This window comes from Rubrivirga sp., assembly GCF_965213695.1.
Taxonomy (GTDB): Bacteria; Bacteroidota; Rhodothermia; order Rhodothermales; family Rubricoccaceae; genus Rubrivirga.
Genome location: NZ_OZ243912.1, coordinates 139121 through 151088, shown reverse-complemented (window position 1 = coordinate 151088; position 11968 = coordinate 139121). Strand labels below are relative to the sequence as shown.

At 70.3% G+C, this 11968-nt stretch carries 8 protein-coding genes; 6 read left to right on the top strand and 2 right to left on the bottom strand.

What is annotated here, in order from left to right:
* Positions 1–100 precede the first annotated feature (100 nt).
* The 4 genes from ACOOHE_RS00655 to ACOOHE_RS00640 all read left to right on the top strand — a co-directional run bounded on the left by ACOOHE_RS00655 (position 101) and on the right by ACOOHE_RS00640 (position 4162).
* Complete coding sequence (locus ACOOHE_RS00655; RefSeq protein WP_420455875.1) at positions 101–1048, top strand: hypothetical protein; 948 nt, start codon at positions 101–103, stop codon at positions 1046–1048.
* Between the two features lie 393 nt (positions 1049–1441).
* Positions 1442–2368 (top strand): alpha/beta hydrolase, encoded by a 927-nt coding sequence (locus tag ACOOHE_RS00650; protein ID WP_420455874.1) that lies wholly within the window; start codon positions 1442–1444, stop codon positions 2366–2368.
* A 173-nt stretch (positions 2369–2541) separates the two neighbouring features.
* Positions 2542–2745: a type IV toxin-antitoxin system AbiEi family antitoxin domain-containing protein gene (locus ACOOHE_RS00645; protein WP_420455873.1), complete on the top strand. Its 204-nt coding sequence runs from the start codon at positions 2542–2544 to the stop codon at positions 2743–2745.
* A 91-nt stretch (positions 2746–2836) separates the two neighbouring features.
* Positions 2837–4162: an NAD-dependent malic enzyme gene (locus ACOOHE_RS00640; protein WP_420455872.1), complete on the top strand. Its 1326-nt coding sequence runs from the start codon at positions 2837–2839 to the stop codon at positions 4160–4162.
* Between the two features lie 339 nt (positions 4163–4501).
* Here ACOOHE_RS00640 and yhbY read toward each other — a convergent pair whose 3' ends face one another.
* Positions 4502–4801, bottom strand: a complete 300-nt coding sequence (gene yhbY / locus ACOOHE_RS00635) for a ribosome assembly RNA-binding protein YhbY (RefSeq protein ID WP_420455871.1) — start codon at positions 4799–4801, stop codon at positions 4502–4504.
* A 120-nt stretch (positions 4802–4921) separates the two neighbouring features.
* On the opposite strand from yhbY, the gene ACOOHE_RS00630 reads away from it, so the two are divergent.
* Both ACOOHE_RS00630 and ACOOHE_RS00625 read left to right on the top strand, forming a co-directional pair.
* On the top strand, positions 4922–8041 hold the full coding sequence (locus tag ACOOHE_RS00630) for a WD40/YVTN/BNR-like repeat-containing protein (RefSeq protein WP_420455870.1): 3120 nt from the start codon (positions 4922–4924) through the stop codon (positions 8039–8041).
* Positions 8042–8120: 79 nt separating this feature from the next.
* A complete protein-coding gene (locus ACOOHE_RS00625) occupies positions 8121–8558 on the top strand; it encodes a DoxX family protein (protein WP_420455869.1) in 438 nt (145 codons plus the stop codon).
* A 7-nt stretch (positions 8559–8565) separates the two neighbouring features.
* Here the strand turns inward: ACOOHE_RS00625 and mfd are convergent, their stop codons facing one another.
* Complete coding sequence (mfd, locus tag ACOOHE_RS00620) at positions 8566–11958, bottom strand: transcription-repair coupling factor (RefSeq protein ID WP_420455868.1); 3393 nt, start codon at positions 11956–11958, stop codon at positions 8566–8568.
* Positions 11959–11968: the final 10 nt, after the last annotated feature.

Below are 11968 nucleotides of genomic sequence, written 5' to 3'. Positions count from 1 at the left end.
AGCGGAGGGAACGATTCGGTTCCCTTTGGCAGATCCATCGGCCGGCGGGGGAGGCTGGCGTCGATCTCGATAGCAGGAGACCGCTCGTCCCTGCGTTCTCGTGCCGCTCCCCATCGTCCACTCGCTCTACGGGCTCCGTATTCAGACGGACGTTCCTTTGGGCGTCTTGCCCCTCGCGCTCGGCGACTCCGACGTCGTCGTCCGATACGGGCCGGCGCGGCGTTTGGCCTCAGCGAGTCCCCGGCCCGGGTGCTTCGAGGTGCGGCCTGGCCTCGCGTGCTTCGCGACGCTGGGAGGGACCGTCGTCGTTGCCCGGGGCGGAACCGAGATCGTGGTCGAGGACGACCCGAATGAGGATTCCGCGGCGGTCGCGTCGCTCGTCCTTGGCCAAGTGTTCGCCGCCATTCTCCACCAGCGGCGCGTGCTCACGCTCCACGCGAGCGCCGTCGCCATCGATGGGTCGGCCATCGCCTTTGTCGGAGACCAGGGGGCGGGGAAGACGACGATGGCGAGCGCCCTCTGCCAGCGAGGCGACCGGCTGGTCTCGGACGACGTGCTCGCGGTCCGAGGCTTGGGGGACGAGGCGCCGGTCGTGTCCGGGGGCTACCCGTTCCTGAAGGTCACCGAGGCGACCGCCCAAACGTTCGGCGGCGGGGTCGGAGGGCTCGACGCGGCGTATGCGTCGGTGCCGAAGTGGAAGCGTCCTCAGCCTGTCGCGGAGGGCGCTCTGCCTCTCCGCGCGCTGTACGTCCTCCACTGGGGAGAGGAGGCCGCGATCCGGCCCCTGGCTCCGATCCCGGCCTTTGCCGAGGTCGCCCGGCACTCGTTCGCGGCCGGGCTGACGGAGGCGACCGGCACCCAGTCGCTCTACGTCGAGTGGTACTCGGCGCTCGTCCGCTCCGTCCCGGTGTTCGACGTCGTTCGCCCACGGTCCCTCGGTCGTGCGGTCGCTCTCGCTGCCGATGTCGCCGCTCACGCCGAGGCGGTTCGCGGCGACTCCACCTTCATCGCGTCGGCGACTCCGGCGCGGTCCCTCTCGCTCACCTAACTCAACCCACCATGCGTCACCCCTCGGCGACCGCCGCTCTATCCGACGCGACGACGTCCGCTGCGTCCGACCGGATCCTCAAGCCTTACCAGGTGCCTACGCTGACCGACCTCGGGGCGATCCACGCCGTGACGGCGACCTCGTGCGACCTCCCCGAACCGTCTGACTCCGGCACTATCGTCACTCCTCCCCCGGGTGGCGGCGGCGTCTGCGACTGGTGGTGCTAAGGCGTGCGGACAATCAGTCAGATCGGCCCTCACGGCCCAGGTTCCGCTCTTGCGACGTTGCGCTGCATCGCCGGTGCTGTGCATCGTCTGCTTCGCGCGCCTCGCGAGGGCGGGATCGTGGTCTCGCGCGGGCCTGACCTCCCGAACGTCCACACGCCCTAGGCCGATGACGCTCTCGACGGCCTTGGACCGGTTCGGGCTCTGGATCTTCCAGCGCTACCTCTTTCCTCCGTCGCGTCGACCCTGGACGTGGCCGGCCTCCGGCGACCGCCGCGACGAGTGGGACTCCGTCCTCGTCCCGAAGCCCGACGGCACCGCGCTGGCGGGCTTGTTCGGACGGGCAGAGGGACGGGCCCGGGGCGTGGTCGTCTGCACGCACCCGTACAAGCGGGTGGGGAAGGGGTTTTTCGTGGAGCACGGCCACGCCCGTCCGCTTCGGGCGGCCGGCTACCACGTCCTCCTCGTCGACTTCGGAGGGTTCGGGGAGTCTCGACAGACCAGCGTCCTCTTCCCCCGCGACGTGCTCGCGGCCGGGGAAGAGGCCGCGCGCCGGTGCCCCGGGTTGCCCGTCGGGTACCTCGGCGTGTGCTTCGGTGGGGTCTACGGGGCGTGCGCGTTCTCGACGCCGGGCCACGTGTACCGGGCCGCCATCTTGGATTCCCCGTACGAGTCCGCGCTCCACGCCCTCGCGGCGATGCAGAAGGACGTGTCTCGGCCTCGGCGCTTCGAGTTCCAGAAGGCGCTCGTCCGAGTGTTCCACCCGCTCTTCCCGATGCTCGACCCGCTCCGCCACGCCCGCCGGGCGAAGGGGCTGCGGGGAGTTCTGATGATCGCCGGCGGCGCCGACGACCAGTCCCCGGTCGAGGGCGTGATGGCGTACGCCGAGGCGTTCCGACAGGGGGGCACCTCGTGTCAGAGCTGGGTGGCGCCGGACGCCGAGCACCTCGACGCCTACGCGACGCACCCGGAGGAATACGGAGCTCGTGTCGTCGCGTTTCTCGATGAGCACCTGGTCGGGACGCCCTCTCGCCGGTCCCAACCGGGCCGTTGGGCGTTGGACCGTCGCCGCGCCCGTCCATCTCGGGCGGCATAGTCCGACCGTTCCTGGTGCGGCCACCCGCGGCTAGGGAGGCCCCGGTCCGCAAGCAGCAAGGGGGCGAGGCCATCGCGAAACGCTGACGGGCGTAGCCGGTACAACCCTCTGGCGGCCAACGGTGGCAGTACCCGTCGGGCACTCCCGATCCGCCCTCGGTTTTCTCTCGCTCCATGTCCGCCTTTACGCCCTCGTCCGTCGCCCAGACCCTGTTGTTCCACCTTGCGCGCACGCCGGGCGCCGTCCACCGCGACCGGCTCGCGGAGCTGGCGGGGACGACGAAGGACTACGCGGGGCGCGTGCTGAGCCGGATGGTCAAGCGGGGCCGCGTCGAGCGCGTCGGGCGGGGCACGTACGATTTGGTGAGCCGCGTCTAGCGCGAGGTCTGGCGACCGGCCGTCCCTCACAGAGTCCGGTGAAGACCGGACTTCCGGGCGTCGAGCCGCCCCGGGCGGGATAGCTTGCCGCATGAGCGATGCCGTCCCGCGCCCGAGCCTCCCCGAGTACGACGTCGTCCTGACGGTTCGGAACCCGCAGCGGCCGGGCATGATCGGGCGGCTGCTCGGGCTCGTCGGCGACCTGGGCGCGCTGGTGGGCGACATCGAGACGCGCTACATCGGGCGCGACCACTTCCTGCGCGACGTCACGCTGTCCGTCTTCGACGAGGCCCATCTCGAAGAGGTGCTCGCGGCGATCCGCCAGGAGACCGACACCGAGGTGCTCGACGTCAAGGACCTGGTGTTCGAGCGCCACACGGGCGGCAAGATCCGGACGGTGAGCACGACCGAGGTCGAACGGCTGGAGGACTTGCGCTACATCTACACGCCCGGCGTCGCCCGCGTTTGCCGGGCCATCGAGCGTGACCCGGCACTCGCGCGCGACTTCACGGCGGTCGGCCACACGGTCGGCATCTGCACGAACGGGACCCGCGTGCTCGGGCTGGGCAACATCGGCGCGCTCGCGAGCCTGCCGGTGATGGAGGGGAAGGCCGTGCTCTACGACCGATTCGTCGGGCTGAGCGCCGTGCCCATCGTGATCGACGAGGAGGACCCCGAGGCGTTCGTCGAGACCGTCGTCCGGCTCGCGCCGAGCTTCGGGGGGATCCACCTCGAGGACATCCAGACGCCCGACTGCTTCTGGATCGAGGAGGAGCTGATCCGCCGGTTGCCGCAGCCGGTCATGCACGACGACCAGCACGGCACGGCGACCGTGTTGCTGGCGGCCGTGCTCAGCGCGCTCCGCCACACCGGTCGCGAGGGCGACCGCGACCTGACGTGCGCCCAGATCGGGCTCGGCGCCGCCGGCCTCGCCATCGCCAGCCTGCTCCTCCACGCCGGCTTCCGCGTCGTCGGCGTGGACCCGGGGGCGGACGCGCGCGCCCGGCTCGACGCGCGCGGCGGGCGGACGGCGACGCTCGAAGAGGCCGCGGCCCAGGCCGACGTGCTGATCGCCACGACGGGCGTCGTCGGGCTCATCACGCCAGAGCTGATCCGGCCTGGCCAGATCGTGCTGGCGCTGTCGAACCCGAACCCGGAGATCGTGCCCGAGGCGGCGCTGGCGGCGGGCGCCGTGTTCGCGGCCGACGGCCGGAGCGTCAACAACGCGCTCGCGTTCCCGGGCCTGTTCAAGGCGGCGCTCGACGTGGGCGCCCCGGCCATCACGAGCGCCATGAAGATCGCGGCGGCCCAGGCCATCAGCGCGCTCGCGCCGGACGACGAGCTCGTCCCGAGCCCGTTCCACCCGGAGGTCCATCAACGCGTGATCGACGCCGTGGTCCGGGCGGCGGCGGTCTAGAGCGGTGCCAGGTCGCTCGTAGGCGGACCCCCCGCTCCCGCTGCCATCGCTCCGCTCCGTGCAGCAGGAGCTGTCCCCCTTGAAGGGGAACAGGTCGTCCGACCGCTGAGAAACTGTTTGGCGAAGGCAGGACGTTTCCTACGGGGTCCCCTCTCCCCGTGGGAGAGGGACAGGGTGAGGGGCCTCCCGGCCGCCCGGCGCGCGGCCCCGTATGGATCCCCGCGTTCGCGGGGATGACGGCTGGAGGGGAGGCTTCCCCAGACAGTTTCTGAGCGGAGCGAGGGGCAGACGGGCAGGGGGTCTGCTCACCAGCAACGTGTCACGGCACTAGCGGCGGCGTTACGGCAGGCGGATCGTCGGCTCGTCCGGGTCGGGCCGGTACAGCGTCGCGTTGCGGCCGACGACCTGGACGACGGCCGCGCCCGAGACCCGAGCCGCCAGCGCGTGCGCCGTCTCCTTGGCCGGCTCGGGCGCCGCCTCCAGCACCCGCACCTTGACCAGCTCGTGCGTGTCGAACGTCTGCCGGAGCGCGTGGACGGCCGCCTCGGTCACGCCCTCCTTGCCGATGTGGGCGAGGGGCTTCAGCGAGTGGGCGAGGCCGCGGAGGTGCGCGCGCTGCTTGGAGGTGAGGTCGGCCATGGGGATCGGAGAGACTGGACGCAGTATCCGCATTTCCCGGAAGCTCGCGTCGTGAGTCTGGGCGAACTCGGTGCCGGCCCGGTCCCATCGTAGACTGACGGCTCTACGCCCTGCTGCCCGATGCGTCGCTCGCTTGTCGCCCTCGTCCTGCTCGCCCTCGTCGCCGCCGATGCCCGCGCCCAGCGGTCCGTGCCCGTCGACTCGACGCTGTTCTCGTCGCTCGAGTACCGGCTCGTTGGGCCGTTCCGGGGCGGTCGCGCCTCCGGCGCGGCCGGCATCCCGGGCGACCCGCTGACCTACTACCAGGGCGCGACCGGCGGCGGCGTCTGGCGGACGACCGACGCGGGCGGCTCGTGGGAAAACATCTCCGACGGCTATTTCGGCGGGTCTATTGGGAGCGTGGCCGTGGCCGAGAGCGACCCCAACGTGATCTACGTCGGCGGGGGCGAGAAGACGTGGCGCGGCAACGTGTCGCCAGGGTGGGGGATGTGGAAGAGTGAGAACGCCGGCCGCTCGTGGGCGTCGGTCGGGTTCGAGGGCGGGACGCACATCCCGCGCGTCGTCGTCCACCCGCGCGACGAGAACACGGTCTACGCCGCCGTGCTCGGCCACGCCTTCGGGCCGGACGCCGAGCGCGGCGTGTTCCGCTCGACCGACGGCGGCGAGACGTGGGACAAGATCCTGTTCGTGAGCGAGGACGTCGGCGCCTACGAGCTCGAGATGGACCCGACGAACCCGCGCATCCTCTATGCCTCGATGTGGCGCGCCCGGCGGACGCCGTACAGCTTCTTGAGTGGGGGAGAGGGCTCCTCCATCTGGAAGAGCACCGACGGCGGCGACACGTGGGAAAACATCTCCGACGCCGAGGGCCTGCCCGACGGCATCTGGGGCATCAGCGCCGTCTCCATCGCCCCCTCGAACCCGGACCGGATCTACGCGCTCATCGAGAACGAGGACGGCGGCCTGTTCCGCTCCGACGACGCCGGCGAGACGTGGGCGCTCGTCTCCGCCCAGCGCGACCTGCGCCAGCGGGCGTGGTACTTCACCCAGCTCGGCGTCGACAGCCGCGACGACGACAAGGTGTGGGTCCTCAACGTCCAGCTCTGGGTGAGCGCCGACGGCGGCCGGACGTTCGAGAGCGTCGACACGCCCCACGTGGACCACCACGACATCTGGATCGCGCCCGAGGACGGCGACCGCATCGTGATCGCCGACGACGGCGGGGCCCAGGTGACGTTCGACGGCGGCGAGACCTGGAGCACCTACCTCAACCAGCCGACCGCCCAGTTTTACCGCGTCACGACCGACAGCCACTTCCCCTACCGCATCTACGGCGGTCAGCAGGACAACTCGACGATCCGGATCGCGCACCGGAGCGCGGGCGGCTCCATCACCGAGCGCGACTGGGAGCCGAGCGCGGGCGGCGAGTCGGGCTGGCTCGCGCCGCACCCGGACGACCCCGACTTGGTGTTCGGCGGCTCGTACGGCGGCTTTTTGCAGATGGTGAACCACCGGACCGGCGAGACGCGGATCGTCAACGTGTGGCCGGAGAACCCGATTGGGGCGCCCGCGAAGGACCTCAAGATCCGGTTCCAGTGGAACTTCCCGCTGCTGTTTTCCCAGTACCGCGACGACGCCTCGGGCGACTACCCGCTGTTCGCGGCCGGCAACCACCTGTACCGCTCGACGAACCTCGGGCAGACGTGGGAAAAGATCTCCCCCGACCTGACGCGCGCCAACCCGGCCACGCTCGGCTCGTCGGGCGGGCCGATCACCCAGGACAACACGTCGGTCGAGTATTACGGGACCATCTTCGCGCTCGCCGAGAGCCCCCACGCCGAGGGCACGCTGTGGGTTGGGTCCGACGACGGCCTGCTTCACGTCACGCGCGACGGCGGCGGCTCGTGGACCGACATCACGCCCGGCGAGCGCCTGCTCCCCGCCGACGCGATGATCAACTCGGCCGAGCCCGACCCGCGCCGACCGGGCGGCTTGTACGTCGCCGCGACGCGCTACAAGGTCGACGACTTCCGCCCGTACCTCTTGCACACGGCCGACTACGGTGAGACGTGGCGCCGCATCGACGCCGGTATTCCCGAGGGCGCCTTCACCCGCGTCATCCGCGCCGACGCCGACCGGACGGGCCTGCTCTACGCGGGGACCGAGCAGGGCATGTTCGTCTCGTTCGACGACGGCGGGATCTGGCAGCCGTTCCAGCTCAATTTGCCCATCGTGCCGGTCACGGACCTGGCCGTCCGCCAGGGCGAGTTGGTCGTCGCGACGCAAGGCCGCGGGTTCTGGGTGCTCGACGATCTCACGCCGCTCCACCAGCTCGCGCCCGCCGTGTCGAGCGCCGAGCTGTGGCTGTTCCGCCCCAAGCCGACATATCGCGTCGATGGCTACCGGGCCGAGAACCCGCGCGCGGCCGGCACCAACCCCGAGGCCGGCGTCGTGATCCACTACCGCCTGGCCCAGGCGCTGCCCGACTCGGCCGACGCGGCGCTCACCATCCTGGACCGCGACGGCGAGACCGTCCAGACGTTCACGCCGACCGACGACGACTTCGAGCTGGCGACCGAGGCCGGCATGAACCGCGTCGTCTGGGGCCGCCGCTACCCCGACGCCTCACGCTTCGACGGGATGGTCTTTTGGGGCGGCGGGCTCAACGGGCCCGAGGCAATCCCCGGCACTTACACCGCCCGGCTGCGGGTCGAGACCGACAGCGTCGAGGTCCCGTTCGAGATCCGCCTCGACCCCCGCTCGTCGGCGACGCCGGCCGATCTGGAGGCGCAGTTCGTGTTTCTGCGCGAGGTCCGCGACAAGGTGACCGAGGTCAACGAGTCGGTCGAGCGCGTCCGCGACCTGCGCGATCAGATCCGGACGTACCTCGCGCGGCTGCCCGAGTCGACAGGGGCCGACTCGGTGAAGGCGGTCGGAGAACGACTGGTCGAGCGGATGACGGCGGTCGAGGAGGCGCTCTACGAGACGCGAAGCGAGAGCCGCCAGGACCCGCTCAACTACGGGATCAACCTGGGCAACGAGCTGAGCGCGCTCGGTGGGACCGTCGCCGCCGGCGACTTCCGCCCGACGGACCAGGCCTACGCCTACCGCGACGAGGTGATGGCCGAGATCGAGGCCGAGCTGGCGACGCTGACCGAGATCCTCGACACCGACGTCCCCGCCTTTAACCGGCTCGTCCGCCAGGCCGAGCTTCCAGTCATCGTCCCCACCTCCGACTGACGGGTCCGCGGCCTCGGCAAGATCGGCACGGGTTCTCCGCAGTGCGCCGAGTCAACATGTTCACCGACCCCCTCTCGACGTGACGCTTCGCTCTCTGATGTTCGGCTCGGGCGACACCTCTCGGGCGACCGACCTCGGTCTGCTCGTCCTCCGCCTCGGGTTCGGGCTGACGTTGGCGTTCGCGCACGGGCTCGGCAAGATCCCGCCGTCGGACGGGTTCATCGAGGGGACCGCGGGCATGGGCTTCCCGCTTCCGGTTCTGTTCGCGTGGGCCGCCGCGCTAAGCGAGTTCCTCGGCGGGTTGCTGATCGCGGTCGGGCTGGCGACCCGGCCGGCCGCCGTCTTCGTCGGCATCACGATGGCGGTCGCCGCGTTCGTCCGGCACGGCGCCGACCCGTTCGGCGACAAGGAGATGGCTCTCCTTTATCTGTTCGCCGCCCTCGCGCTGGCGCTTGCTGGAGCCGGCCGCTTCTCGCTCGACGCCGCGATCTCGCGCCGCTCGCCGACCCGGTACTGAGGCCGGGTCATGCCGCCTCGGCCGCCGTCGCCTGAAGCGACTCCACGTCGTCCGCGAGTCGGGTCAGCAACGACTCGGCCGCCTCCAATGTCGGCACGTCCTGGAGGATGGCGCGGAGCTTTCCAGCCCGGCTGTCCTTCATCACATAGCGCTTGCCGAGCCCGTTTAGCGCCTCCAGCAACGGGTTGAACAGCCGCTGGTGGAAGTACGGGTCCTCGGACGGCTCGGGGATGGCGAGGAACAGCCGCTCGTTTTTCCAGACCACGCGCGGCAGCCGGAGCCGCATCGCGAGCGGCCGCATCGCCGCCAGCCGCAAGAGCGTGTCGATCTCGTCCGGCGCCGGGCCGAATCGGTCGTTGAGTTCGGCGCGGAAGGCGTTGATCTCGTCGGCGCTGTCGAGGTCGGCGAGGCGGCGGTACAGGTTGAGCCGCTCGACCGGATTCGACACGTAGTTCTGTGGGATGAACACGTCGTCGTCCACGTCGACGGTCGGCTCCGGCGGGGGAGGGGCCGCGTCCTGGTCCGCGAAGACGTCGGCGAACTCGTCGTGGCGGAGCTCCTGGACCGCCTCGTCCAGAATCTTGTGGTACGTCTCGAACCCGACGTCCTCGATAAAGCCGGACTGCTCGGCGCCCAGCATGTTGCCGGCGCCGCGGATGTCGAGGTCGCGCATCGACAGGTTGAAGCCGGAGCCGAGGTCGGAGAACTCCTCGACGGCCTGAAGCCGCTGCCGGGCCTCCTTGGTCAACGAGTGGACACTCGGGACGAGAAGGTAGCAGAAGGCCCTCTGGTCGTTCCGCCCGACCCGGCCGCGGAGCTGGTGGAGGTCCGCCAGCCCGTGCCGCTCGGCGTGGTTCACGATGATCGTGTTGGCGTTCGACACGTCGAGCCCGGACTCGACGATCGTCGTGGAGACGAGCACGTCGAACTCGCGGTCCATAAAGTCGATCATCGTCTTCTCCAACGTGGCCGCTGGCATCTGGCCGTGCGCCGTCCGGATCCGCACGTCGGGCACGAGCGCCCGGACCATCGCCGCCATCTCGTCAATGGTCTGGACGCGGTTGTGGATGAAGAAGACCTGTCCGCCCCGGTTCACCTCGTACAGGATCGCGTCGCGAATCAGGTCGCGATCGAACGTGTGAATCTCGGTGACGACGGGCTGGCGGTTGGCCGGCGGCGTCTGGATGAGCGACAGGTCGCGGGCACCGAGCAGGGAGAACTGCAACGTCCGCGGGATCGGCGTCGCCGTCAGCGTCAGCGTGTCGACGTTGGGGCGGAGCTTGCGCAGCTTCTCCTTCGCGCCGACGCCGAACCGCTGCTCCTCGTCCACGATGAGGAGGCCGAGGTCCTTGAACTGGACGTCCTTCGACAGCACGCGCTGCGTCCCGATCACCACGTCGACGGTCCCATCGGCCAGCCCGGCGATGACCTCCTTCTGCGCCGCCTTGTCAACGAAGCGCGAGAGCTGGGCGATCTGGATGGGGAACCGGCCCATCCGCGCGGTGAACGTCTCGGCGTGCTGCCGCGCCAGCACGGTCGTCGGGACGACGACGGCGACCTGCTTGCCGTCCTGGATCGCCTTGAACGCCGCCCGGATGGCGACTTCCGTCTTGCCGAATCCGACATCGCCGCAGACCAAGCGGTCCATTGGGATGGCCTGCTGCATGTCGGCCTTGATGGCGTCGATGGCCGTCGCCTGGTCGGGCGTCTCCTCGAAGGCGAAGCTGGCTTCGAGCTCTCGCTGCCAGACCGTGTCGCCCTTGAAGGCGTAGCCCTGGGAGGCCCGCCGCTTGGCGTAGATCTGGATGAGGTCGCGGGCGATGTCCTTGACGCGCTTCTTGGTCCGCGCCTTGAGCCGGTCCCAGGCTCCGGTGCCCAGCTTGGTCAGCGACGGCTGGTGGCTCTCCTTGCCGGTGTATTTGTGCAGCTTGTGGAGCGCCGTCACGTTGACGAACAGCTCGTCGTCACCCTTGAACAGGAGCCGGACGGCCTCTTGCTTCTGGTCGCGGACGGTGATCGTCTGGAGCCCAGCGAACTTGCCGATTCCGTAGTCCACGTGGACTACGAAGTCGCCGGGGCGGAGCGCTTTGACCTCGCGGAGCGACAGGCCACCGCGCGCTTTCCTCCGCTTGCGAGCTGTCGGCCGGTGGTAGCGGTCGAACAGCTGGTGGTCGGTGTACACGGCGAGCCCGATCTCGAGGATCTCGAACCCCTCGTGCAGGCTCTCGACGATGAGGTCGGCAGGGGGCGGCTTGCCGGTTTCGAGGTCGCCGCCCAACAGCTCCCACAGCCGGTTTTTCTGCGAGCCGCTGTCGCACAGGAGCACGAACCGAGTGTCGGCGCGGGATGCGAGGTCGCTCCGCAAGCGTTTGAGGTCGCCGTTGTACGACGGCTGCGGCGTCGCCTTCAACTCGGCCGTCTGGTCGCCGTCGCCCGAGAACGTGCCGAACAGGAGCGTCGGCCGGGCGGCGATGAGGGCGGAGAGCGCGTCGCCGGTGAGGTAGCGCTCGGCCGGTTCGTGGGGCGCGTCGTCGCCCTCCGCGAGATCCGCGATGCGCTGGCGGTACGCCTCGGCGGCGGTGTCGAACCGCTCCTGCGCCGACTCGACCAGCCGCTGGTTGTCGAAGAGCGCGAGCGGGGCAGACGCCGGGAGGTAGTCGAGCGCCGTGACGTGGCCGCCCTCGGGGTAGCGCTCGGCGCCCAGGTTGGGGACGAGCCGGGCCGTCTCGAGGCGGCTCACCGACCGCTGCGACTGCGGGTCGAACTCGCGGATCTGGTCCACCTCGTCGCCGAAAAACTCCAAGCGGATCGGGTAGCCGCCGGCGAACGGGTAGACGTCCAAGATGCCGCCGCGCAACGCCAGCTCTCCAGGCTCACTGACGAACTCGACCAGCTCGAAGCCCTGCCCCGTCAGCCGCTCCATCAAGTCCTCCGGCGCCACTTCCTCGCCAATCCGCACCGTCAACGTTTCGTCGCTGACCGTCTCGGGGAGCGGGACCAGCTCCGAGATCGCCTCGATGCTCGTGACGAGCAAGCCGGTGAACCCCTCCCGCAAGCGGCCGAGCGCGTCGGCGCGCTGAACGAGGGGGAGCGTGTCCGAGAGCTGCTCGGGGTCGTACGGGTCGTGGCCGGTGGGGGGGAGGAAGAGGATCCGGTCGTCCGAGCCGAGCAACTGCTCGAGGTCGGAGCGGAGGTAGTCCGCGCTCTCGCTCTCGGCGAGCAGGGCGACGAGCGGCCCGCCCTGGCTCTCCAACAAATCCGCCAGCACGAAGGCGGGCAGCGAGCCGACGGTGCCTTTGACGCGGAGCGCCGTCCCGGGTGCGAGCGCTTCGGTCTCGTCGCGCACGCGGGCAAAGAAGGGGAGGGCCGCGATCTGGTCGCGCAGGTCGGAGAGCGTCACGGGAGAAGCA